The sequence below is a fragment of the Methylobacterium sp. W2 genome, assembly GCF_020662345.1.
Classification (GTDB): Bacteria; Pseudomonadota; Alphaproteobacteria; order Rhizobiales; family Beijerinckiaceae; genus Methylobacterium.
Genome location: NZ_VMOA01000014.1, coordinates 71,584 through 95,661, shown reverse-complemented (window position 1 = coordinate 95,661; position 24,078 = coordinate 71,584). Strand labels below are relative to the sequence as shown.

Below are 24,078 nucleotides of genomic sequence, written 5' to 3'. Positions count from 1 at the left end.
CGCCGTTCCCTCAACGGCGAGCGATAGCGCAATCCGCCCCGGCGTCCAGGGCCATGACGCTCAACGGTCCTTGTCCCGGCCGCTTGCAGAAGCCGCCGCGCTTGGAGCGCATCCTCTCTCCCCGCGTGCGGGGAGAGAGCCGCGACGACCCCGTCCTCGACGGGCCGACGGATCAGGCCTTCTTGCGTGCGGCCGTCTTTGCCGCCGGCTTCTTCGCCGTGGTGGTCTTGGGAGCGGTCGCCGTGCTCTTCGCCGCCGTCCCGGCTGCCGCCTTGGTCCCCGCCGGCTTCTTGGCGGGAGCCTTCGCCGCCCCCGCCTTGGCGGTCGTCTTCGTCGCGGTCTTGGTAGCCGTCTTGCGGGCCGGGGCCTTCTTCTTGCCGCCGCCCGCCGCCTCTCGCGCGGCGATCAGTTCGAGGGCCTGGGGCAGGGCGATGTCGTCGGCGGCCAGGGTCTTGGGCAACGTCGCGTTGGTGGTGCCGTCGGTGACGTAGGGGCCGTACTTGCCCGACTTCACCACGATGGCCTTGCCGGTCTCGGGATGGTTGCCGAGCGACCGTCCGGGATCGGAGGCCGGGCCGCGGCGCCCGCCCCCCTGCTCCTTGGCGACGATGAGGTCGATGGCGCGGTTGGCGCCGATCTCCAGTACGTCGTCGTCGCGGCCGAGATTGGCGTACATCTTCCCATGCTGCACGTAAGGACCGAACCGGCCGAGATTGGCCAAGATCGGCTCGCCGCTCTCAGGGTGCCTCGCCACCTCGCGGGGGAGGGCGAGGAGACGCAGCGCCTTCTCCAGATCGACGTCGGAGGGGCTCAATCCCTTCGGCAGGGACGAACGCTTGGGCTTGGGGGCCTCCTTGTCGGTGGAGGCCTCGCCGAGCTGGACGAAGGGACCGAAGCGCCCGTCGCGCAGGGTGACGGGCATGCCGGTGACCGGATCGTCGCCGAGCACCCGCGTGCCGGGCTGGCCGCCGCCGGAGGTGCCGTCGCCCTCGCCCTCAACGGCGTTGGCCGCGAGCTGGCGGGTGTACTTGCACTCGGGGTAGTTCGAGCAGCCGACGAAGGCACCGAACTTGCCGAGCTTCAGGGAGAGCTGACCGCTGCCGCAGGTCGGGCAGGTGCGCGGGTTCGAGCCGTCCGCCTTCTCGGGGAAGATGTGCGCCCCGAGGAGGTCGTTCAGGGCATCGAGCACCTCGGTGACGCGGAGCTCCTTGGTGCCGGAGATCGCGGCCGAGAAGTCCTTCCAGAAATCGCGCAACACCTCGCGCCAGTCGATCTCGGCGTTGGAGACCCGGTCGAGCTGGGTCTCGAGATCGGCGGTGAAATCATACTCGACGTAGCGCTTGAAGAAGCTCTCCAGGAATCCGGTGACGAGGCGGCCCTTGTCCTCGGCCACCAGGCGCTTCTTCTCGATCCGCACGTATTCGCGGTCGCGCAGGGTCTGCAACACGGCGGCGTAGGTCGAGGGCCGACCAATGCCGAGTTCCTCCATCCGCTTCACGAGACTGGCCTCGGAGAAGCGCGGCGGCGGCTCGGTGAAATGCTGGGTCGAGACGATGCGCTCGCGCTTGAGCGCGTCGCCCGCCTTCATCGGCGGCAGGCGCTTGCCGTCCTCGTCCTCCTCGTCATCCTTGCCCTCCTGGTAGAGGGTGAGGAAGCCGTCGAACTTCACTACCTGGCCGGTGGCACGCAGCTCGATCCTGCGAGGGCCGACGGAGGCGACGATGTCGACGGTGGTGCGCTCCAGCTCGGCCGATTCCATCTGGCTCGCCACCGTGCGGGTCCAGATCAGATCGTAGAGCTTGGCCTGCTCCGCATCCACATAGCGGGCTACGGATTTCGGTAGTCGGCTCATATCCGTGGGGCGCACCGCCTCGTGGGCCTCCTGCGCGTTCTTGGCCTTGACGCTGTAGCGGCGCGGGACGCTGGGGAGGTAGCGCTCGCCGTATTCATTCCCGATGACGCGGCGTGCATCGGCGATGGCCTCGGGGGCCATGTCGACGCCGTCGGTCCGCATGTAGGTGATCAGGCCCACGGTTTCGCCGCCGATCTCGACGCCCTCGTAGAGTTTCTGCGCCGCCCGCATGGTCTGGGCCGGCGCCATCCCGAGCTTGCGCGAGGCTTCCTGCTGCAGGGTCGAGGTGGTGAAGGGTGGGGCCGGATGACGCTTGGCGGGCTTGGCCTCGACGCTGCCGACCTGGAACGTGGCCAGTTCGAGATCGCGCTTGAACGCGGCGGCATCCTCGCCGTTGCCGACGTCGAGACGCTGGATGCGCTTGCCGTCAGCGCCCACGAGACGCGCCTCGAACACGGCGCCGTCCTGGGTCACCAGGGTCGCCACCAGCGACCAGTACTCGCGAGGCTTGAACGTCTCGATCTCGCGCTCGCGCTCGCAGACCAGACGGAGCGCCACGGACTGGACGCGGCCGGCCGAACGGGCGCCCGGCAGCTTGCGCCACAGGACCGGCGAGAGGTTGAAGCCAACGAGATAATCCAGGGCGCGACGCGCCAGATAGGCGTCCACCAGGGCCTGGTCGATCTGGCGCGGGTTGCGCATGGCGGTGTCCACCGCCGCCTTGGTGATGGCGTTGAAGGTCACGCGCTCGATCGGCATGCCCTTGATCGCCTTGCGGGCGTTGAGGGCCTCGACCACGTGCCAGGAGATGGCCTCGCCCTCGCGATCCGGATCGGTGGCGAGGATCAGGCCGTCGGCGCCCTTGAGCGCCCTGACGATCTCCGAGACGCGCTTCGAGCCGCGGTCGTCGAGCTCCCACAGCATGCGGAAATCCGCCTCCGGGTCGACGGAGCCGTCCTTGGCGGGAAGGTCGCGGATATGGCCGAACGAGGCGAGCACCTCGTAGTCGCGGCCGAGATACTTGTTGATCGTCTTGGCCTTGGCCGGCGACTCGACGACGACGACTTTCATGTGCGGATCAGCCTCTCGTCAGCGCCCGAGCTGCCGCCGGGACTCGCAGCCGGCGGGGATTCTCCCACCGGGACTCACAGATTGTGTGCAAGACTTCGAACGTGGCCTGGCACCATGGCCGGCCCGGCGCTTTGCGGGGGACAAGTGGGTCAAGGGCGCGGGGTTGTCAAATCGCGAGGGGGCCGGGCCTTTGCAAGATGCGGTACCTGTCAGATCCCCGCATACCATTCGTAGCCGCGATCTTCCCAATAGCCGCCCTGGCCGTCGCCGATCCCGGTCAGGCTGTCCACCACCTCGATCCGCATGACGTATTTGGCGTGCTTGTAGCCGAGCTGGCGCTCGACCCGCAGGCGCAAGGGGGCGCCGTTCGAGACGGGCAGGGCCTTGCCGTTCATGTCGTAGGCCAGGATCGTCTGCGGGTGGAAGGCGTCGGTGAGGTCGATGCTCTCGTAGTATCGGATCGGACGGCCGTTCGGACCGCCATCGCCGGCCTCTATCTCCGCCACGTCCCCGCCCTCGAGACCGCCACCCGCCATCTCCATCGTGTCCGCGCAGTGGAACACGACGTAGCGCGCATTCGGCTTCAGCCTCGCCCTGGTCAGGACTTCGCCGAGCGGGACGCCCGTCCATTTGCCGATGGCGCTCCACCCCTCGACGCAATCGTGCCGCGTGATCTGGGTCCGCGAGGGCAGGGCGCGCAGGTCCGCGAGGGACAGGTCCTGCGGCTGTTCGACGAGGCCGTCGATGGTCAGTCTGAAGTCCGCGAATCCGGCCTGGGCCAGGACCTTGTAGCCGTCGTCCGGAGGGTCGATCGTGCCGTTCGGCTTGAACCAGGGCGAGATGTCGCCCTCGTGGAACTCGTGGGCGAGGGAGGTCGGCGTCAGCAGCAGGCGCTGCACGAAGAGGTTGGCGTCCTCGCCGAGCTTCAGCGTGCGCCGGACCCAATCGCTGCCGGCGATGCGGTCGCAGCCGCCGAGGAGGGCGGAACCCAGCAGGCCGCCCGCGCCGGTGAGGATGCCGCGACGGTGGGGAACGCGCGTCATCGGCTCTTCCTCGGATCGGAGGTCTTGCCTGGATAAGATGTCTTGCCTGGATCGGAGGTCTTGCCTGGATCGGAGGTCTTGGTCGTCTCGATCACGAACCAGCCGGTGGCCATGCCGCGCAGGTTGTTCCAGGCGCCCGAGACCAGCACGAGCGCCACATGGACGAGGGTGAACAGCACGAGCAGGTTCGTGACGATGAAATGGACGGTCCGCGCCGATTGCCGCCCGCCGAACAGAGCGGGCAGGGGCAGCACGGCGTTGAAACCCGGCGACATGGCGAGGCCCGTGAGCAGCATCAGCGGCAGGAGAAGGACGATGACAACAAAATAGGTCAGCATCTGCAGCACGTTGTAGCGCCTGGCCTCCTCGCCCTTGGGGAAGGTCAGGGTGAGGTGCTCCCGGATCGAGGCGCCGAGATGCCGGATCTGGTCTCTCCGAGGCACGATCCGGCGGCGCAACTGGCCGCTCTCGATGCCGTAGATGAGATAGATCAGCCCGTTGATGACGAAGGCCCAGGCGAACAGGAAGTGCCAGCGGCGCCCGGTGGCGAGGTCCTGGTTCGCCGGCAGGGTGATCCAGGCGGGGAAGGCCCGGCCCGCGCTCTGGCCCTGCGCGGAGGAGAGGCCGAGCCAGCCGGTGGTGTCGATCGCGTGATCGCCGATCCTGACGATCCCCCGCGCCGTGCCCCCCACCGTCTCGTCGTTCGTAATGGCGAGGAGTGGCGCGTCGAAGGTCGAGGCCGAGCCCCAGTACAGGGCGGGATGGGCGTTGAAGATCTGCAGCCCGCTCATCAGCAATACCGCGAGGCAGACGAGATTGATCCAGTGCGCGGCCCGGATCACCGCGGGGTGACGGAAGATCCAGCGGCGGCGGATCGTCTCGATCCGTTCGTCGGACCGTCTCGTCGTGCTGGCTGCCAAGGGGCGGACTCCGGCCTCGATCACGAATCGCCCCCATCCGGATCCGCCGGAAAGGCGCATTCTATGAGGAGACTACGAGCCAGGCGGCGGAAAGGTTACACGCCCCTGTCGCGCGGCAGCATGCGACCGGTCCCCGGCCCCTGTCTCTCCTCGGCCCATGTCTCCCCCCGGACCATGACTCCTTGCCGCTCCCCGTCCGCCTCCCTATAGCCATGGTCTCAGAATGACCGTCGCACCCGCCTCCTTCCCCCACCGGCACCTTCTCGGCATCGAGGGGCTGTCGCGCCCCGATATCGAGGCCCTCCTCGACCGGGCGGAGGATGCCGTGGCGCTCTCCCGTCAGGTGGAGAAGAAGCGCACCACCCTGCGCGGCCGCACCCAGATCAACCTGTTCTTCGAGCCCTCGACCCGGACCCAGAGCTCGTTCGAGCTCGCGGGCAAGCGTCTGGGCGCCGACGTGATGAACATGTCGGTGGCCTCCTCTTCGGTGAAGAAGGGCGAGACCCTCATCGACACGGCCGCCACCCTCAACGCCATGCGGCCCGACATCATCGTCGTGCGCCACCACGCGGCCGGCGCCGTGCATCTCCTGGCCCGCAAGGTCGATTGTTCGGTGGTCAATGCCGGCGACGGCGCCCACGAGCACCCCACCCAGGCCCTCCTCGATGCGCTCACCATCCGCCGCAACAAGGGCCGGATCGAGGGCTTGAAGGTGGCGATCTGCGGCGACGTCCTGCACAGCCGCGTCGCCCGCTCCAACATCATCCTGCTCCAGGCACTCGGCGCCCGCGTGCGGGTCATCGGCCCGTCGACGCTGCTGCCCACCGGGATCGAGCGTTTCGGCGTCGAGGTCTTCACCGACATGCGCAAGGGGTTGGAGGGCTGCGACATCGTCATGATGCTGCGGCTCCAGCGCGAGCGCATGAACGGCTCCTTCGTGCCCTCCGTGAAGGAATATTTCCGCTATTTCGGCCTCGACGCCGAGAAGCTGGCCCTCGCCGGACCCGACGCCCTGGTGATGCATCCCGGCCCCATGAACCGCGGCGTCGAGATCTCGTCCGAGATCGCCGACGGGGCCCAATCCCTGATCCGCGAGCAGGTGGAGATGGGGGTCGCCGTCCGCATGGCGGTCCTCGAAGCCCTCGCGACGCATCTGCCGAACGCGTGATGGTCATGACCGGACACGTCCTCCTCGCCAACGCCAGCCTCCTCGATCCGGCCACGAGCCGCGAGGGGCCGGGCCATGTCCTCGTCCGCGACGGCCGCATCGCCGACATCGCCTGGGGCGCGTCACCCGCCGCTCCCGAGGGCGCCGAGATCGTCGATTGCGGCGGGCATGTCCTGAGCCCCGGCCTCATGGATCTCCGCGCCTTCGTCGGCGAGCCGGGCGCCGAGCATCGCGAGACCCTGGCCAGCGCCAGCGCGGCGGCGGCGGCCGGCGGGGTCACCACCCTCGTCTGCATGCCCGACACCAACCCGGTCATCGACGGGCCGGCCATCGTCGACTTCGTCCTGCGCCGCGCCCGCGACACGGCCTGCGTCACCGTCCTGCCCGCCGCCGCCATCACCAAGGGACTGGCGGGCCAGGAGATGACGGAGTTCGGCCTGCTGCAGGAGGCGGGTGCTGTCGCCTTCACCGACGGCCTCAAGGCCGTTCGCAACGCCCAGGTGATGCGCCGCGCCCTCACCTATGCCCGCGACTTCGGCGCCCTGCTGATGCAGCACGTGGAGGAGCCCGACCTCGTCGGCGAGGGCGTGATGAACGAGGGCGAGATGGCCTCGCGGCTGGGCCTCGTCGGCATCCCGCGGGAGGCCGAGACGGTGATGCTGGAGCGCGACATCCGCCTCGTGCGCCTCACCGGCGGCCGCTACCACGCCGCCATGATCTCCTGTGCCGATTCGGTGGAGATCGTGCGGCGGGCCAAGCACGACGGCCTGCCCGTCACCTGCGGCGCGTCCGTGAACAACCTCGTCCTCAACGAGGGCGATATCGGTCATTACCGCACCTTCTGCCGGCTCTCGCCGCCGCTGCGGCACGAAACCGACCGCCTCGCCCTGGTGGAAGCGCTCAACGAGGGCGTGATCGACGTCATCGTCTCCGACCACAACCCGCAGGATGTCGAGACCAAGCGCCTGCCCTTCGCCGAGGCCGCCGACGGGGCGCTCGGCATCGAGACCCTGCTCGGCGCGGCGCTCCGCCTCGTCCATACCGGCGACGTGGCGCTGCCGCGCCTGCTGGAGGCCCTCACCGTCACCCCGGCGGCGATCCTGCGACGCGAGGCCGGACGGCTCGCCGTCGGCGCGCCGGCCGATCTCGTGCTGATCGACCCCGACCTGCCCTATGTGCTCGACAAGCGCCGTCTGAAGTCGCGCTCCAAGAACTCGCCCTTCGACGAGGCGCGGCTGCAGGGGGCGGCGATCCTGACCCTGGTCGGCGGGCGCATCGTTTTCCGGGCCGCGCAGGATGCGGAGGCTGCGGCGTGACCTCTCTCCTCCATGACGGCTGGCCGCTCCTGCTCGCGAGTCTGGCCGGCGGCTATCTCGCCGGCTCGATCCCGTTCGGCCTGATCGTCACCCGCCTCGCCGGTCTCGGCGACGTGCGGGCCATCGGCTCGGGCAATATCGGCGCCACCAACGTGCTGCGCACCGGCCGGAAAAGCCTTGCCGCCGCGACCCTGCTCGGCGACGCGCTGAAGGGCACCCTCGCCGTGCTGGTGGCCGCCCGCTTCGGCGAGGGCGCGGCCCTGGCGGCCGGGCTCGGAGCCTTCCTCGGCCATCTCTTCCCGGTCTGGCTCGGGTTCAAGGGCGGCAAAGGGGTCGCCACCTTCCTCGGCGTGCTCCTCGCCTTCAGCCCCATCGGGCTTGCCGCCTTTGCGGCGATCTGGCTCGGCCTCGCCTTCACCCTGAAATACTCGTCCCTGGCGGCGCTTGCCGCTTCGGCCGCTACGCCCATCGTCCTGTGGGCGGCGGGACAGCCTGCGGTTGCACTGCTCTTCCTCGTGCTCGCGATCCTGCTATGGTGGAAGCACGCTCCCAACATCCGCCGACTCCTCGCCGGAACCGAGGGGCGGATCGGGCAGAAGGGCTGACCCGATCGTCCGTCGAGGGAGGTCCGGGGCATGGGCATGCAACTCAACCCCGCCCAGCGCCTTGACTGGCTCCGTCTGATCCGCACCGAGGGCGTCGGCCCACGCACCTTCCGGACCCTGATCAACCGCTTCGGCGGCGCCGGCGCGGCGTTGGACGCCCTTCCGGAACTCGCCAAACGCGGGGCCAAGCGCGTCGTGCCGGTGACGCGGGCTGAGGCGGAAGCCGAATTGGAGGCCGCGGCCAGGATCGGGGCCCGCCTCGTGGCCATGGGCGAGGACGATTACCCGAAGCTGCTGCAGGCCGCCGATGCGGCGCCGCCCCTGATCGCGATCCGGGGACAGGCGGCGATCCTCTCGCGGCCCGCCGTCGCCATCGTCGGCTCGCGCAACGCGTCCGCCGCCGGCCTCGGCTTCACCGAGCGCCTGGCACGGGGCCTCGGCGAGGCCGGCCTCGTCGTGGTCTCGGGGCTGGCGCGCGGCATCGATGCCCGCGCGCACAAGGCGTCCCTGGGCACGGGGACGGTGGCGGTGCTCGCCGGCGGCCAGGACCGGATCTACCCCTCCAACCACGAGGCCCTGGTGGAGGGCATTCTCGATTCCGGCGGCGCGGTGCTCGCCGAGATGCCCATGGGCTGGGAGCCGCGCGGCCGGGACTTTCCCCGCCGCAACCGCATCATCTCCGGCCTCGCCTACGGCACCGTTGTGGTGGAGGCCGCGCGCCGCTCGGGCTCGCTCATTACCGCGCGCTTCGCCCTCGAACAGGGCAGGGAGGTCTTCGCCGTGCCGGGCTCGCCCCTCGACCCGCGCGCCGAGGGGACCAACGACCTCATCCGCCAGGGCGCGACCCTGGTCTCGGACGTAGACCACATCATCTCCGCCATCGCGCCGCTGATCGGGCGGGGCGATTTCGAGCAGGGAACCGGCCAACTCGCCCTCGACCGGCCCGACCTCGCCGACGCGCCGATCTTCTGGGACGAACTCGACGGAATCGGCAGCCCGGCCCCCGAGCCGGAGGAGGAGGAGGAGGAGCCCGAGGAGGCGGAACCCGCCGACGACCGCGCCCGCCTCATCGCCTATCTCAGCCCGACCCCCATCGGCACCGACGATCTCGCCCGCGCGGCGGGTCTCAGCGTCCGCATCGTCCAGACGACGCTGCTGGAACTCGAACTCGACGGCCGGATCGAGCGGCATGGCAGCGGAGCGGTGTCGCTGGTGTCGTAGGGAGGACGAGTGTCCGTCCCTCTTGCCGCCAGCCTCTTGGATTCACATACCTCGCGGGCTGCGCCGCCCTACCCTTCTCACCAGCGGATCTCGGGCCTGCCCGAGATCCGTCGAGCTTGTGGGGAGGAGTTGGAAGGTGGGGGTGGTGGGGTGACCCTCCTGCTGCGGAGGCTGGCGGAGCCACCCCCACTCCTAACCTCTCCCCACAAGGGGGAGAGGGACGCGGTCTGCCTGCAAGAGCAGATGGGGGAATGCCCTAGCGCCGCCAGCGGGGTCGCGCCCTACCGCAAAAAGTCCCCGAACGAGCGCGGGCCGTCCGGCACCGGGATGTCCTTGATCACCTTGAGCGTCGTCGCGTCGATGACGCCCAGGGTGTTGGAGCCCCAGTTCGTCACGTAGAGAAGGCTGCCGTCGCGGGAGGCGGCGATGCCCTCCGGGTGGTCGCCCACATCGATGGCCGCCACGTTGGTGAGGGTCTTCAGGTTGAACACCGTCACGGTGTTCGAATACTGGTCGGTGACGAAGCCGCGCGTCGCGGTGAGCGCCACCACATAGGGCCGCTCGCCGGTGGTGACCCGGCCGAATTCCCGCCGCCCGGCGACGTCGATGACGGAGACGTCGTTCGACATGACGTTGGCGGTGTAGGCGCGGGTGCCGGTCTCATCGAGGGTGATGCCGAACGGGTGCTCGCCGACCGGGATCTTCACCGTCTCGGTGGCGGTGGCGGCATCGACCACGGAGACGGAATTGCCCTCGCGGTTGGCCACCAGGATCGTGGCGCCGTCGGGCGTCACCGCGATGCCCGAGGGCGAGGCGCCCACCTGGATCTCGGTCTCGATCTTCGAACCGTCGGCCGAGACCACGAAGATGCGGCTGCCGTACCAGTCGGCCACGTAGACCGCCCCGGATTTCGGATTGACGGCGACGCCGAGCGGGCCGCCCGGCAGGGCGAGCGTGCCCGTCACCGCGCGGGCGTCGAGATCGACGATGGCGAGGCCGTGGCCCTCGGGGCGGGTGACGTAGGCGGTCTTGCGGTCGGGCGACAGGGCGATGCCGGCCGGCGCGCCGTCCACCGGGATCTGCGCGGTGACGACCTGCGTGTCGAGATCGACCACCGCGAGGATGTTGGCGCCCTGCGCCGTGACCAGGGCCTCGTCGGCGAGGGCGGGGGATGCGAACAGTGCGAGGGCGAGAGCGCCCGCACGCGCCATCCCGGCAATCCCCTCTCCCCGCACGCGGGGAGAGGGCCGCGACGACCCCGTCGTCGGCGCGGCGAGGCGGCAGCCGAGGGTGAGGGGGCGGAGCCGGAACAGCCTCATTCGGATTCGCCCCGTTACCATCGCTTCGCTCACGCTCATCGCCGGCACGACGAGGTGCCAGCGATCCTCTCCCCACGCGCGGGGAGAGGCGATGCGCACCGCCGCCGTGCCTTGGGAAAGGCTCCGATCAGGAGCCCTTCTCGGCCTTGGCCTTCACGTTATCCAGGCCGGCCTTGTAGAGGCCGAGGACCGCCGCCTTGGAGGCGTCGTCGTTCAGGTCCGGCGGCGGATCGTTGTTCATGTAGCCGCGGTAGAACGCGCCGCGCCACGTCACCTTGGACTTGGCGCCGTCGCCCTCGACCTCGATGGTCGAGGAATAGTCGTTCACCGGCAGCGTCTTCACGTCCACCTTGGTGATCCGGTACATGTAGGTCTTCTTCTCGGCGTCGTATTTGGCGAGCTCTTCCTCGACCGTGGCGCCGCCCTTGAGGGTCAGGACGCGGCTGGCCTTGACCTCGTTGCCGCCCTTGCCCTCGGTCTTCTCGACCACGGGAATCCAGCTGGCATCCTGGAAATTGCCGAGCACGGCCCAGACCTTGTCGGCCGGGGCGTTGATCTCGATGGTCTGGGAGACCTTCTGGCGGGTCGGGCCATGGGCCTGCGCCGCGAAGGATACCGTGGCGAGCGCCGCCACGGCGGCCAGCGTCTTGAATCTCATCAACCCTGTCTCCTCGGGAACGCACCTTCTAGGGTGCTTGGGGGGCTCGTGCGAGAACCGGCTCGTCGCGCCCGAGGGCGGCGGCGACCTTGTCCTCGATCCAGTCCCAGGCCTCGCGCTCGGCGGGCCCGGCTGTCTTGGATATCGCGATGGCGTGGTAGCGCATCTCCGTCAGGATCTTGTCCGGCTCCAGCATGTGCAGGCGCGTCGACAGGATCGCCGCCTCCAGCACCGCCCCTTGAGCCCGGTTGTAGCCGAAGAACGGCATATGGCTGGCGCTGTGTACCATGCGGGCGCGGTAGCGCGGGCGCGTCGCATCGTCCTCCACAGCGATCACCTCGAACTCGGCATGGCCGAAGCTCTCGGCGAGGCGCCGGCCCGGGATGCGGTCGCAGGGCAGGGTCGCCCAGTCGCGCCGCCCGGTCACCGCGCCGGCGATCACCCGCACGTCGCTCGGGCTCGACGCGGCAAAGACCGGGTTGGCGTCGAGGTTGAGGATGGTGGGCGAGGGCCGGAACGGGGCGAGCACCCAGTCCTCGCCCTCGCGGATGAGGCCGAAGGGCACGAGATGCAGGTCGCCCGCCGGCGAGGTGGTGGTGACGATGGTCTCGAGGATCAGCGGCACGGGCTCACGCCTCCCCGGCGGGAACGAGCTTGCCGCAGACGATGCGCGCGCCGTTGTCGCCCGTAGCCGCGGTCTCGGTTTCGGTCTCGGGGGAACCGGCCTTGCCGGATTCCACCATCTCGGGCTTGCCGGCATCGGCTTCCACGGGCGTCGCGTCGCGGGTGGCGCGTTCCGTGCCGCCGGGGCCGGAATGCTTCGTGTGTCCGGCCTTCTTGAAGGCGGTGGTGTCCTCGACCTCCTCGTCGGCGGCGACGCCCCAGCGCAGGGGCTCGTCCTGGACGTAGCGCTTGCCGAGGCGCCAGGCGGTCTCGGCCTTGGTCAGCTCGCCGCCGAGATAGAAGGCGTGGGCCCCATCGGCGGCGACATCGAGATCGGGAAAGAACGCCATCGCATCGGTGCCGATCGTGTGGACGTCGCGGTTGAAGGCGTGGATGCCGTCCTCGGCCACCGCGATGCGGTAGTTCGGGTCGCGCACCTCCGCCGCCTGGGCCGCGATCTCCTCCGGGCTCTGCACGAAGGGGCGCTTGTCGTGCAAGGCCAGGAGCTGGCGTCCGTAGCCCTTGGGCAGGGCGGAATCGGCTTTTGCCGCGAACATCACCCGGCGGGCGGCATCGTGCTCCTCCACCGTGCGCCGGGTATGATTGGAGACCTGCACGATCAGGACGTTGCGGATCGACAGTTCCGAGCACATGCCGACGAGGAGGGCGGTGACGCCGAGGCTGTCGGCCTCAGTGAGTTCGGTGAGGTTGCCCGTGCCCATCATCATCTCGATGCCGGGCCAGCGCCTGCGCGTCTCGTGATAGCGCGTGATCGATTCGACGAAGCCGAAATGGATCGGCTCCAGGATCGGATCGGCCATGTAGGGCCGGCCGGCCTTCTCCATGCGCTCGATGGCGCGGTCGAGGGAGGGCAGGTCGTCGGGCCGGATCGGCACCAGGACCGGCACCGCATCGGTCTCGAAGGCGAGGTCCAGGGTCTCCTCGTTGAGGCTGAGGAGAAAGTCGGCCCCGGCCTTCGCCCCGCGGGTCAGTTCGTCGAGGGAGAAGGAATCGACGCTGACCTTCAGTCCCGCCCCCTTCAGCAGGCGCACGCAGTCTTCGAGATGCGGGAAGTCGGTGTCGGGCAGGCCGCCGAGGTCGATCACGTCGGCGCCGCGCCGGGCGAGGTCGAGGCCCTTCGCCAGGATCTGCTCAGGCGTCATCTTCGAGGCATCGACGATCTCGGAGAAGATGCGCAGATCATGCCGCGAGAGATCGACCTTGCGTCCGGCGAGGCCGAGATAAGCCGGCAGGTCCACCACCTCGTCGGGTCCACGCTCCACCGGCACCCCGAAATGTGCGGCGAGCGCCTCCGGATTGGCACGGCAGCGGCCCGGCAGGACGATGCGGGTGGCACCCTCGGGGATCGTCACCCGCCGGCGGATGATCTCCTCGGTCATGAGTGCCGCGACCTTCACCCCGGCATCGGCGATGCTCCAGGCGAAGCGCTCGGTGGGCAGGGTGGCCGCGACCTTCTCCAGGCGCGCCTTCGCCATCCGGCCGGTGATGAAGACGAGATGCTCGGGCGCGCTCACGCGGCAGCCCTTACGATGTCCGCGGCCGGCCCCCGGATCACGATCTCGCCAGCGTAGAACGCGGCGAAGCCAGGAAAGGCCGCATCGACCACGCCCATTCGGGCGAGGTCGGACAGGCTTGCCCCCGCCGGGCGATCGATGGATTTCACCAGGATGCAGCGGGGCGCCTCGAGTTCGGTGGCGAGCCAGAGGGCGAGGCTGTCGGAGGTGACGTCCCAGGATTCGGGGATGGAAGGGTGCCCGTCTTTCAGTGCGACAGGGTCCCAGATGACAGGCGCTTCAGCCGAGCGGGCTTCCATCACGCTGCGCACGATGGCGAGGCGCGGCTCGCACTCCGATAGCACCTCCGCCATCCGGCCCATGGCATCGAGGGCGAGGCGATGGGCGAGGGCGTCCGAGACGTCGAGCTGTTCCTGGGCCTGACGCACCGCGTCGGCGAACGGGCCGCCGCCCGGCACGATGACGCAGCGGCCCTCGCCGCCATCCGCCAGTGCGCCAAGGAGGCGTCCGAGCCGCGCCGCGTCCGAGACGAGGCTGCCGCCGAGCTTCACGATAGTGCGAGGCGCGCCCGTCACGCCGCGTTCCGCCGGTCGAGCCCGCGAAGGGTCTGCGCGGCCAGGGCCACGCGCTCTGGGTCGAGGCCGCGCGTGCGGTCGCTCCCGAAGCAGAGGCCGCCGCGAAAGCCGAGATAATCCGGCCGGTGCGCGGCCAGGACGGCGATGTCGGCGATCGTCAGCGATCCCGCGAGGCCGGAGAGCAGGCCATGGCTGCGGGCGTCGGCGGTGAAGGCCGAGAGGCGAGGGGCGGGCAGGAGGTCGGGGAGGCGCCGGCCGTCCTTGGTCGCGGTGTCGATCATCACCCCGGCAAAGCCCGCCCCTGCGAGGCGGCCGACGAGGTCGTCCGGCATCGGTGCTCCGGCGAAGAGAACCGCGATCAGGCGGCCGGGGGCGGCCTGCGCCGCGGCGGCGAGGGCGTCGTCGTCGAAGGCGGCCCGCACGGCGACCTTGACGTATCCGATGCCGGTCCCGGCCATCGCCGAGACCGATCCGGGCAGGGAAGCGGCATCCTGCGGCTCGCCGGCCACCGCGCTGCTGACGGCCTTATCCGCGATGGCCTCGACGATCGCCCGGATCGTCTCGACGGGGAGGGCCCCGAGCGCGCCCCGAACGGGGTCTTTGGCATCGACGAGGTCGGCGCCCGCCCGCGCCGCCATCACGGCCTCGTCCGCGTCGCGGACGCTGACGAGAAGGCGGGGACGCACGCGCAGATCGGATGACATCGGCTTCGACACGGAATGATGGGGCAAAACGAGACTCAGGATCGGGTGGGCAAGGGTTCGGCCAGGAGACGGTTCTTGACCACCCATCGCATGGCATGGGCCCATGTGTCGTCGGTATCGGCCCGGATCACCACCTGTCCAGCCCGCACGACCTTGCCGGAAGCGGCGTCCGAGATAAGGACGTAGAGATTGAAGATCTGATTGGAGCCCTTCTCCACGAAACCGTTCACGGCGAGATCGGCCCCGAGGCTCTTGGCGATGGTGGCGGCGCAGCCCTCGCATTTGAAGAGAGGCGCCTGCTTGGCGATCTCGGCGGCCTGGGGCGCCACGTCCACGACCTCCACCGCATTGCCGGCGGTGAGCGCCTTGCGGAGTTCCTCCGTGACCAGGGCGAGGCGTCGGGCCTCGTCCGGCCGGGCCTTGCGACCGCCGACCACGCCCGGATCGTTGAGCTCGATCCCGAAGATCGCGGCCTTGTCGGGGCCGGCGAGGGCCGGTCCTGCCAGGACCGATCCGGCCAGGATCCCGGCCAAAGCGAGTGCGGCGGGCCGCGTCACCGCGCGTCCGAGGCCGGTTGGCGGCAATGACTTCGTACGCTCGGACATCATGGGCTTGGCGCGACGAGACCTGACGAATGGGGACATGGCGAACCTGTGTCACGATCGATGCGGCCTGCGGCGGACACCGCGCCCGTGCCTTCAAAGTCGAGCAGTGGCCGGATTTGACAAGGCGTGCAAATCGGCTCGCCCGCGCCGATCGATCCCGCGTGTATTCGCGCGCTTCGGCAGGCAAGCGACGCTCCACCGCGCCTTAGGGTTTCCTTATGCTTCCGCGATTGAGCGTATCCGCGCAATGTTGTTAGCGTGCCGACCGTATGAACGCATCGCTCCTCTCCCGATCCGCCGCCCTCGTCCTCACGCTCGGCCTCGGCGGCACGGCGTCCCTCGCATTGGCGCAGGAACCGGCGGCCTCCGCGGACGCTGCGACGGGCGATACCCATATCGGCCTGATCTACCGGCCCGAGATCGCGCCGTCCTCCTACGATGCCGAGGCCGCGCCAGAGGATGAGGGCGTCGCCGGCGCCCGCATGGCGGTCAAGGACAACAACACGACCGGCCGCTTCACCAAGCACACCTACGCCCTCGACGAGGTCGCCCTCACGGAGGGCAAGAGCGCCGTCGATTCCGCCCGCGAGCTCGTGGGCAAGGGGATCCGCTATCTCGTCCTGGCCCTGCCGGCGGACGAGGTCCTGGCGGTGGCCGACGCGGTCAAGGGCGAGCAGGTGACGATCTTCAACACCGCCGCGCCCGACGACCGCCTGCGCGGCGCCGATTGCCGGAAAAACGTCTTCCACGTGATCCCGAGCCGGGCGATGCAGACCGATGCGCTGGCGCAGTTCTTCACCCTGATGCGCTGGCGCAAGATGTTCCTGATCGTCGGCCCCAACGAAAACGACAAGCTCTACGCCGACGCGTTCCGGACCTCGGCGAAGAAATTCTCCCTGAAGATCACCGCCGAGAAGCCCTGGACCTTCGGGCCGCTCGCCAAGGCGCGGGGCGACACGCCGACCCGCTCGGAGGCGATGGTCTTCACCCGCGGCGTCGATTACGACCTCGCCATCGTCGCCGACGAGGCCAATGATTGGGGCGACTACGTCCCCTTCCGCACCGTGGACCCCCGGCCGGTCGCAGGCACGCAGGGGCTCATCGCCGCCACTTGGCACCCGACCCTGGAGACCTGGGGGGCGGCGCAGGCGCAGAACCGCTTCCGGCGCCTCGCCGGCCGGCTGATGCGGCCCCTCGATTATCAGGTCTGGGCGGCGGTGCGCTCGGTGGGGGAGGCGGCGACGCAGAAGAAGACCGCCGATCCGGCCGTGCTCGCACCCTACTTCGCCGACCCGGCCTTCAGCCTGCCCGCCTACAAGGGCGTCTCGCTGACCTACCGCCCCTGGGATCACCAGCTGCGCCAGCCGATCATCGTGGTGCAGCCCAAAGCCATGGTGACCGTGGCGCCCGAGCAGGGTTTCACCCACCAGCGCACGCCGCTGGACACCCTCGGCACCGACCTTCCCGAGACGACCTGCAAATTTTCTTGAGCCGACCTGCGGCAACGCGCTTGCGTTCCGCAGGCACTCGTGCGCTCCCCGTGGGGACAAACTGCACTATAATCACGGACAATCGCGCACAGAAGCGATGCCCCAGGGAGACAACGGAATGAGCCGCGGCTTCAAGGCAGGCGTGAGCGTCGCCACCATCGTCGGTGCGACGATGGCCCTGGGCGTCTCCGCGCAGGCCTATACGGTCTACGTGACCAACGAGAAGGGCAACTCCGTCAGCGTCATCGACACGGCGACGATGGCCGTCACCGGCACCTGGAAGGTCGGCCGGCGCCCGCGCGGGGTGACGACGAGCAAGGACGGCAAGGAGCTGTTCGTCTGCGCCAGCGACGACGACCGCATCGACGTGCTCGACACCGCCACCGGCAAGGTGGTGCGGTCTCTCCGGTCCGGCCCCGATCCGGAGCAGTTCATCCTCGGCCCCGGCGGCAACCCGCTCTACGTCGCCAACGAGGATGACAGCCAGGTCACGGTCATCGACATCGAGAAGAACAAGGTGCTGGCCGAGGTGCCAGTCGGGGTGGAGCCGGAGGGGATGGGCCTGTCGCCGGACGGCAAGATCCTGGTGAACACCTCCGAGACCACCAACATGGCGCATTTCATCGACACCACCACGTTCCAGGTGATCGACAACGTGCTGGTGGATGCGCGCCCGCGCTTTGCCGAATTCACCTCGGACGGCAAGTTCCTCTGGGTCTCGGCCGAGGTCGGCGGGACGATCAGCATCATCGACGTCGCCGCGCGGCGGGTGATCAAGAAGATCACCTTCAAGATCCCCGGTGTGAACGACGAGGCGATCCAGCCCGTGGGCATCCGCATCACCAAGGATGGCACCAAAGCCTTCGCGGCGCTCGGTCCTGCCAACCGCATCGCGGTGATCGACGCCAAGACCTACGAGGTTCAGAAATATCTCCCCGTGGGCCAGCGGGTCTGGCAGCTCGCCTTCACCCCGGACCAGAAGTTCCTGTTCTCCACCAACGGCTCGTCCAACGACGTCTCGGTGGTGGATGTGGAGGCGGACAAGGTGATCAAGAGCATCCCGGTGGGATTGCTGCCGTGGGGCGTGGCGGTATCGCCGAATTGATTCTTGCGGGGTGTTCACCGTCCCACCCTGTTCCTCAGGATGAGGTTGGAGGGCGGGACGCGGGCGCGCCGCGGATTCGACGAAGCACCGACCGCCGAAGGCGGCGACACGGGAGGACGGAACCATGAAACGGACGATAGCCCTCGCCCTGGCGGCCCTGCTCGCCATCGGGCCAGCCTCGGCCCTCGATCTCACCAAGAAGCGCTCGAATCTCCCTGATCTCGTCCTCGGCAACGAGGAGGGCAACGATTTCGTGGTCGAGAACCGGGAGATCGAACTCGAATCCGGCAAGGCCTATCGCCTGCGCATCGTCGCCAAGGGCCGGCAGGAATATAAGTTCTATGCCACCGAGTTCTTCCGCAACATCTGGTTCAACCAGATCGTGATCCAGCATCTCGAGATCCACGGCAGCGGCCCGCCGGACCACCTCGAATTCGATGATCCGGGCGAGATCGCCATCGAGTTCGTCACGATCAAGCCGGGCGAATACCCCTGGTCGATCCATGGGCTCGAATCCAAGGGCATGACCGGCAAGTTCATCGTCAAGTAAGGCAGGGCCTCCGCATGCGTCTCCTCATCCCGACCTTCGTCCTCCTCCTCACCGCCGGCCCGGCGCTCGCCGACGACAAGGCCGCCTGTGCCGAGGGCATCGCCATGATCAAAGACGCCCTCGCCAAGGGGCCGTCCGAGGCGGCGGCGCCGAAGCTGAAGAAGGCCCTGCGCGTGGCCGAGCGCGAGCAGGGCGAGGGCGAGTTCGACGAATGCCTCGACGCGGTCGGCGACGCCAAGCGGGCGATGAAGCCGTGACCGACGGGGCAGGGGAGAGCGCGGCCCTCGACGTGGCCGGCGTGAGCCATCGCTTCGGCGCGCGCGCGGCCCTGTCCGACGTCTCGATCCGGGTGGAGCGGGGGCGCTTCATGGCCCTGCTCGGCCCCAACGGAGCCGGCAAGACCACCCTGTTCTCGGTGATCACCCGGCTCTATGCCAACCAGGACGGGCGGGTCTCGATCTTCGGCCACGGCCTCGACCGCGAGCCGTCCCGGGCGCTCGCCCGCCTCGGCGTGGTGTTCCAGGCCCGCACCCTCGACACCGACCTCACCGTCGAACAGAACCTCCTCTACCATGCCAGCCTGCACGGCATCGCGCGCCGGGCCGCGAAGGCCCGCATCGCGGCGTTGCTCGCCCGGGTGGGCTTGAGCGACCGGCGCGACGACAAGGTGCGGACCCTCTCCGGCGGACAGTCGCGGCGGATCGAGATCGCCCGCTCCCTGGTGCATGAGCCCAAGCTCCTGCTGCTCGACGAGCCCACCGTCGGCCTCGATCTCGAATCCCGCGCCGACATCGTCGCCATCGTCCGCGCCCTGGTGCGGGAGGAGGGGCTGTCGGTCCTGTGGGCGACCCACATCTTCGAGGAGATCGACGGGGCCGACGATGCGGTCGTCCTTCACAAGGGCCGCATCGTCGCGCGCGGGACGGCCGCGTCCATCGCGCATGCCGACGAGACGCTGGAGGCCGCCTTCCGGCGTTTGGTCGCCGAACCGCCGAGGCAGGCCGCATGATGCCTCGCATCGGTGTGACACCAGCTTCATCCGGTCATCGCGCCTCCTCCCTCCCCCCTCTACGGGGGAGGGTGGCCCACGAAGTGGGTCGGGAGAGGGGAGCGCCGCGTCCGGAGAGGTCGTTCCCCCTCCCGCCTGCTCCGCAGGCACCCTCCCCCGCAGAGGGGGGAGGGTTGTTCGCGATCAGGTCGAACGAGCGGTTACCGTCATGACGAAGACCGTCGCCACCGCCGCACCGGTCTTGGCCGAAAAACCCGTGCCCCATCTCGGCCGCCTCGACGCGGTCGGTTACCTCATCTGCCTCGGCGGCATCGTGCGCCGCGAATTGCTGCGGTTCTTCAACCAGAAGGAGCGGTTCTTCTCCGCCCTGGTGCGGCCGCTGGTCTGGCTGTTCATCTTCGCGGCGGGCTTTCGCAACACGCTCGGGGTCTCGATCGAGCCGCCCTACCAGACCTATGTCCTCTACGAGGTCTACGTGGTGCCGGGGCTGGCGGTGATGATCCAGCTGTTCAACGGCATGCAATCCTCGCTTTCCATGGTCTACGACCGCGAGGTCGGCTCGATGAAGGTGCTGCTCACGAGCCCGTATCCGCGCTGGCTGCTGCTGCTGGCCAAGCTGATCGCCGGCGTCACCGTCTCGGTGGTGCAGGCCTACGCGTTCCTCGCCATAGCCTGGTTCTGGGAGCTCGACATCCCGGCCATCGGCTATATCGCGGCGCTGCCGGCCTTCATCGCCTCGGGGCTGATGCTCGGCGCCATCGGCCTGCTCCTGTCCTCGATGGTCAAGCAGCTCGAGAATTTCGCCAGCGTGATGAACTTCGTGATCTTCCCGATGTTCTTTGCCTCGTCGGCCCTCTACCCGCTCTGGCGCATCCGCGAGTCGAGCGAGACGCTCTACATGATCTGCATGGCCAATCCGTTCAGCCATGCCGTCCAACTCGTGCGCTTCGCCCTCTACGGGCAGTTCGAACCGATCGCCTGCGCCGTCGTCGTGGGCACCACCATCGCCTTCTTCACCCTCGCCGTCATCGCCTACGATCCCGGTCGCGGCATCATGGCCCGGCGCGGCGGACCGGCCGGAGACAATGCATGATCTTTTCGCGGACACTCTTCCTGGCCATGGCGGCCGGCAGCCTCCTCTGCGGGCCGGCCCTCGCCCAGCCCAAGGCCGACCCGGACTGGCCCTGCGTCCAGCGCAAGGTCTCCACCTTGAGCCCGGGCACGGTCTGGACCGGGCCGGATCTGGAGGCCGCCGGCCCGTGGGGCGACGATTACGAGGCGGCCTCGCTCGCCCAGAAGATCGCCTCGCGCCGCACCGAGCTCAGTGAGGTCGACCCCCTTCTCGACGACTTCGTCGCCAAGGCCGGCGACGAGAAGGCCAAGCGCCTGACCCGCGTCTTCGCCGGCGTGTTCGAAGTGGTGAACAACGAGCGCAACCGGGTGATCGGGGGGATCACGCGCTACGCGCAGGGGCAGCGGCGGATGGCCGAGCGCATCCGCCAGGAGGCCGATCAGATCAGTTCGGTGAAGGACGGCCCCAGCGCCAACGACGCCCGTGAGATGCCCAAGGAGGCCTCCGAACTCGAGACGAAGTTCGCCTGGGACCGACGCATCTTCCAGGAGCGCAGCCAGTCCCTGACCTATGTCTGCGAAGTGCCCACCCTGCTGGAGCAGCGTCTCGGCGAAGTCGCCCGCAAGATCCAGGCTCGCCTCTGAGCCGACGTCTCCATCGGGCTTTCGCCAAGGAAGTATCTTCTACAGGCCCGCCGGACCCTCCGGCGGGCCTTTTACTTGCCTCGGACCCGCAGGATCGAACGCGTTCGATTCGCTCGACCTTCGTGAACGTCCACCACGTCCGAACCGGCTTTTCCCATCCCCGATCCGTGGAAAACATTCCGGTCGCCTCGATTGCCTAATCGTCCCGAATTCTGTTCCTATTAATCCCGAAGTCTTTGTATTCTCTGGCAAATCGTGTTGCCCGGAGATCACGCGCGGACGCCATCTCTGGGGTGTCCTTATTAGAATCGTCGAATCTCCCCGCGACCGCATTGTCCAAGCCCGATACGCCCCGCAACATTCGGCAACGAGCCGGGACAAACCGGCCACGCCATTTTGAATCGAAGGGTCTCGGGACATGAAGAAGCGGACGCTGCGGAGCAGCCTCCTCGTTTCGGTAGCGCTGCTGCCGGGCGTCGCTTACGCGCAGACGACGGTCGTCGGCGGCCAGCAGGCCGTGACGCTGCAGGAACTCGACGTGGTCGCCACCACGCCGACGCCCACCCTGCGCAACGCCCAGGGCGTCCTCCTCGGCCAGGACCGTGACAAGCTTCCCCAGAACACCAGCGTCCTGACCTCGGCGGATGTGAACCGGGTCGGCACCCCGAGCGTGCTACGCGCCCTCGACGAGCGGATCGGCTCGATCAGCATCAACAACGCGCAGGGCAACCCCTTCCAGCCGACCATCACCTATCGCGGCTTCGAAGCCTCGCCCCTGGGCGGAAGCCCCCAGGGTGTGGCCGTCTACGTCAACGGCAACCGCTTCAACACCTCCTTCGGCGACACGGTGCAGTGGGATCTCATCCCCGACATCGCCGTCGACCGCATCGAGCTCGAAGGCTCGAACCCGGCCTACGGCCTCAACGCCCTCGGCGGCGCGCTCAGCGTTCAGCTCAAGAACGGCTTCACCTATCAGGGCACCGAGCTGAACCTCTCGGGCGGCTCGTTCGGGCGCTTCGGCGGCTCGTTCCAGCATGGCCAGCGCTCGGACAATGTCGGCCTCTACGTCGCCGGCACGGCCCTCTCCGAGAACGGATGGCGCCAGCACTCGCCCTCGCGTCTGCGCCAGTTCTACGGCGATCTCGGCGTGCAGGCGGAGAAGGGTGAGTTCCACCTCAACTTCATGGGCGCGATCAACAGCCTGACCGGCAACGGGACCCTGCCCGTCGATCTGCTGGACTTCAAGCGCAACGAGGTCTTCACCTATCCCGACAAGACGCTGAACGCATTCGGCCGCATTGGGCTGTCGGGCACCTACGACATCACCCCCACCGTGACGATCCAGGGCAACGCCTATTACGGCCGGTTCGAGCAGAACACCGCCAACGGCGACGCCGCCGAAGTGGAGCGTTGCGAGGAGAACGAGCGGTTCCTCTGCTCGGAAGGCGCCAACGAAGAGCAGTTCTTCCTGCGCGACCGGATGAACCGGCGCGTCCAGGCCAACAGCGTCAGGACGGCGAACTTCGCCCGGCTTCCGGCCTTCGCGGAGCGGTTCGACGAGGGCGGCCCCTACGCCTTCCTCAACTCGACCCGGACCAACACCGAGAATTTCGGCGTCTCGGTCCAGACCAACGTGCGCGAGACGCTGTTCGGGCTGCCGAACCGCTTCGTCCTCGGCGGCTCCTACGACGGCGGCCGCACGGCCTTCACCGCCGACAACGCCGTGGGCGGCCTGACCTTCGACCGCGGCTTCTTCGGCCCCGGCATCGTGGTGCGCAGCGACGACAACTCGATCACGCCGGTGAGCGTGAAGTCGAGCAACGATTACGGCGGCATCTACCTGCAGAACAACACCGATCTGACCGACCGCCTGACCCTGACGCTGCAGGGCCGGTTCAACATGGCCAAGATCGTGCTGGAGGATCAGCTCGGCACGGCGTTGAACGGCAACCACTACTTCCAGCGGTTCAATCCGGGCGTCGGCGCGACCTACAAGATCGTGCCCGACCTCCTCACCGTCTATGGCGGCTATGTCGAGGCGAACCGTGCGCCCACCCCGGCCGAGCTCTCCTGCGCCGATCCCCTCGCCCCGTGCTCGCTCACCAACTTCTTCGTCGGCGATCCGCCGTTGAAGCAGGTCATTTCCCGCACGGTGGAGGCGGGTTTCCGCGGCAAGCTGCCTTCGCCGATCGAACTCGGGGTGCTCAGCTGGAAGGCCGGCGTGTTCCGGGCCCGCAACGAGGATGACATCACCTTCGTGCCCTCCGACATCACCATCGGCCGGGCCTATTTCCAGAATGTCGGCTCCACCCGCCGCCAGGGCGTCGAGGCGAGCCTCGCCATCACCACCCCGGTCTGGAACGCCTTCATCGACTACGCCTTCGTCGATGCCACCTTCCAGTCGCCGCTGACCCTGGCCTCCGGCGGCAACCCGTTCGCCACGCCGAACCCGGCCCAGCCGGACAACTCGGAAGCCAACCAGATCTTCGTGAGACGCGGCGACAAGCTCCCCGGCGTCGCGCCGCATCAGGTCAAGGTCGGCGTGCAGTACAACGTCACGCCGGAATGGCGGGTCGGCGTCCTCGGCCGTGTCGCCACCGGCAAGTTCCTCGTGGGCGACGAATCGAACCTCAACAAGACCACCGGCAACTACGCGGTCATCGGGTTCAACACGAGCTACCGGGTGAACGAGAATATCGAGGTCTACGGCTATGTGGAGAATGCGCTGAACGCGAAATACGCCACCTTCGGCACCTTCTCGCCGGTCGGCGAGGTTCCGATCCTGGCGCTGCCCAATGCCAGCTCCAACCGGAGCCTGGCCCCCGGCGCGCCGATCGCGGCCTATGGCGGAATGCGCATCTTCTGGTAGCCGCCCCTCGATAACCAGACCTCGATGAGCCCCTTCGAAAAGGCCACCGCTCCGGCAACGGGGCGGTGGCCTTTTCTCATTGGT

General features: G+C 68.6%; 22 protein-coding genes. 12 read left to right on the top strand and 10 right to left on the bottom strand.

All coding sequences use genetic code 11. From position 1 onward, the window contains the following. Nucleotides 1–172: 172 nt before the first annotated feature. From topA to FPV16_RS10235, 3 genes are all read right to left on the bottom strand, one after another. Nucleotides 173–2,923 carry a type I DNA topoisomerase gene (topA, locus tag FPV16_RS10245; RefSeq protein WP_227438099.1) on the bottom strand — a complete coding sequence of 917 codons (2,751 nt, stop codon included), beginning with the start codon at nt 2,921–2,923 and terminating at the stop codon, nt 173–175. A gap of 209 nt (nt 2,924–3,132) precedes the next feature. Next, complete coding sequence (locus FPV16_RS10240; protein WP_227438098.1) at nt 3,133–3,966, bottom strand: molybdopterin-binding protein; 834 nt, start codon at nt 3,964–3,966, stop codon at nt 3,133–3,135. Beyond that, the gene (locus FPV16_RS10235) at nt 3,963–4,886 is read right to left on the bottom strand and encodes a cytochrome b/b6 domain-containing protein (RefSeq protein ID WP_227438097.1); all 924 of its coding nucleotides are present in this window, start codon (nt 4,884–4,886) and stop codon (nt 3,963–3,965) included. The genes FPV16_RS10240 and FPV16_RS10235 overlap by 4 nt, the downstream gene beginning before the upstream one ends. A gap of 223 nt (nt 4,887–5,109) precedes the next feature. Between FPV16_RS10235 and FPV16_RS10230 the strand changes: the two genes are divergently transcribed. Genes FPV16_RS10230 through dprA form a run of 4 tightly spaced genes read left to right on the top strand, consistent with a single transcriptional unit; the run spans nt 5,110 to nt 9,196 of the window. Further along, nucleotides 5,110–6,054, top strand: a complete 945-nt coding sequence (locus FPV16_RS10230) for an aspartate carbamoyltransferase catalytic subunit (RefSeq protein WP_227438096.1) — start codon at nt 5,110–5,112, stop codon at nt 6,052–6,054. Then, nucleotides 6,054–7,370 (top strand): dihydroorotase, encoded by a 1,317-nt coding sequence (locus FPV16_RS10225; protein ID WP_413629249.1) that lies wholly within the window; start codon nt 6,054–6,056, stop codon nt 7,368–7,370. Before FPV16_RS10230 ends, FPV16_RS10225 begins: the two co-directional genes overlap by 1 nt. Continuing rightward, on the top strand, nt 7,367–7,975 hold the full coding sequence (plsY, locus tag FPV16_RS10220; RefSeq protein WP_227438094.1) for a glycerol-3-phosphate 1-O-acyltransferase PlsY: 609 nt from the start codon (nt 7,367–7,369) through the stop codon (nt 7,973–7,975). The genes FPV16_RS10225 and plsY overlap by 4 nt, the downstream gene beginning before the upstream one ends. 36 nt (nt 7,976–8,011) lie before the next feature. Next, nucleotides 8,012–9,196, top strand: a complete 1,185-nt coding sequence (dprA, locus tag FPV16_RS10215) for a DNA-processing protein DprA (RefSeq protein WP_227438130.1) — start codon at nt 8,012–8,014, stop codon at nt 9,194–9,196. Between the two features lie 281 nt (nt 9,197–9,477). Here dprA and FPV16_RS10210 read toward each other — a convergent pair whose 3' ends face one another. The 7 genes from FPV16_RS10210 to FPV16_RS10180 all read right to left on the bottom strand — a co-directional run bounded on the left by FPV16_RS10210 (nt 9,478) and on the right by FPV16_RS10180 (nt 15,255). Continuing rightward, a complete protein-coding gene (locus FPV16_RS10210; protein ID WP_227438129.1) occupies nt 9,478–10,407 on the bottom strand; it encodes a beta-propeller fold lactonase family protein in 930 nt (309 codons plus the stop codon). A gap of 235 nt (nt 10,408–10,642) precedes the next feature. Further along, nucleotides 10,643–11,173: an SRPBCC family protein gene (locus FPV16_RS10205; protein WP_056256348.1), complete on the bottom strand. Its 531-nt coding sequence runs from the start codon at nt 11,171–11,173 to the stop codon at nt 10,643–10,645. A gap of 28 nt (nt 11,174–11,201) precedes the next feature. After that, complete coding sequence (locus FPV16_RS10200; RefSeq protein WP_227438093.1) at nt 11,202–11,798, bottom strand: DUF447 domain-containing protein; 597 nt, start codon at nt 11,796–11,798, stop codon at nt 11,202–11,204. Nucleotides 11,799–11,802: 4 nt separating this feature from the next. After that, nucleotides 11,803–13,371 (bottom strand): DUF6513 domain-containing protein, encoded by a 1,569-nt coding sequence (locus FPV16_RS10195; protein WP_227438092.1) that lies wholly within the window; start codon nt 13,369–13,371, stop codon nt 11,803–11,805. Then, entirely contained in the window at nt 13,368–13,946 is a 579-nt protein-coding gene (locus FPV16_RS10190) for a uridylate kinase (RefSeq protein ID WP_227438091.1), read from the bottom strand. The genes FPV16_RS10195 and FPV16_RS10190 overlap by 4 nt, the downstream gene beginning before the upstream one ends. Then, nucleotides 13,943–14,650 (bottom strand): (5-formylfuran-3-yl)methyl phosphate synthase, encoded by a 708-nt coding sequence (locus FPV16_RS10185; protein ID WP_227438090.1) that lies wholly within the window; start codon nt 14,648–14,650, stop codon nt 13,943–13,945. Before FPV16_RS10185 ends, FPV16_RS10190 begins: the two co-directional genes overlap by 4 nt. Before the next feature lie 35 nt (nt 14,651–14,685). Further along, on the bottom strand, nt 14,686–15,255 hold the full coding sequence (locus FPV16_RS10180; protein WP_413629252.1) for a DUF3280 domain-containing protein: 570 nt from the start codon (nt 15,253–15,255) through the stop codon (nt 14,686–14,688). Between the two features lie 269 nt (nt 15,256–15,524). On the opposite strand from FPV16_RS10180, the gene FPV16_RS10175 reads away from it, so the two are divergent. From FPV16_RS10175 to FPV16_RS10140, 8 genes are all read left to right on the top strand, one after another. Continuing rightward, the gene (locus FPV16_RS10175) at nt 15,525–16,745 is read left to right on the top strand and encodes an ABC transporter substrate-binding protein (RefSeq protein WP_227438089.1); all 1,221 of its coding nucleotides are present in this window, start codon (nt 15,525–15,527) and stop codon (nt 16,743–16,745) included. Nucleotides 16,746–16,863: 118 nt separating this feature from the next. Beyond that, nucleotides 16,864–17,850 carry a YVTN family beta-propeller repeat protein gene (locus FPV16_RS10170; RefSeq protein ID WP_227438088.1) on the top strand — a complete coding sequence of 329 codons (987 nt, stop codon included), beginning with the start codon at nt 16,864–16,866 and terminating at the stop codon, nt 17,848–17,850. A gap of 124 nt (nt 17,851–17,974) precedes the next feature. After that, a complete protein-coding gene (locus FPV16_RS10165) occupies nt 17,975–18,400 on the top strand; it encodes a hypothetical protein (protein WP_227438087.1) in 426 nt (141 codons plus the stop codon). 14 nt (nt 18,401–18,414) lie between these two features. Further along, a complete protein-coding gene (locus tag FPV16_RS10160; RefSeq protein ID WP_227438086.1) occupies nt 18,415–18,657 on the top strand; it encodes a hypothetical protein in 243 nt (80 codons plus the stop codon). Next, the gene (locus tag FPV16_RS10155) at nt 18,654–19,409 is read left to right on the top strand and encodes an ABC transporter ATP-binding protein (RefSeq protein ID WP_227438085.1); all 756 of its coding nucleotides are present in this window, start codon (nt 18,654–18,656) and stop codon (nt 19,407–19,409) included. Before FPV16_RS10160 ends, FPV16_RS10155 begins: the two co-directional genes overlap by 4 nt. A 208-nt stretch (nt 19,410–19,617) precedes the next feature. Continuing rightward, nucleotides 19,618–20,502, top strand: coding sequence for an ABC transporter permease (locus FPV16_RS10150; RefSeq protein WP_227438084.1), 885 nt, complete (start codon nt 19,618–19,620; stop codon nt 20,500–20,502). Further along, on the top strand, nt 20,499–21,125 hold the full coding sequence (locus FPV16_RS10145; protein ID WP_227438083.1) for a hypothetical protein: 627 nt from the start codon (nt 20,499–20,501) through the stop codon (nt 21,123–21,125). The genes FPV16_RS10150 and FPV16_RS10145 overlap by 4 nt, the downstream gene beginning before the upstream one ends. 418 nt (nt 21,126–21,543) lie before the next feature. After that, nucleotides 21,544–23,994: a TonB-dependent receptor gene (locus FPV16_RS10140; protein ID WP_227438082.1), complete on the top strand. Its 2,451-nt coding sequence runs from the start codon at nt 21,544–21,546 to the stop codon at nt 23,992–23,994. Nucleotides 23,995–24,078 lie beyond the last annotated feature (84 nt).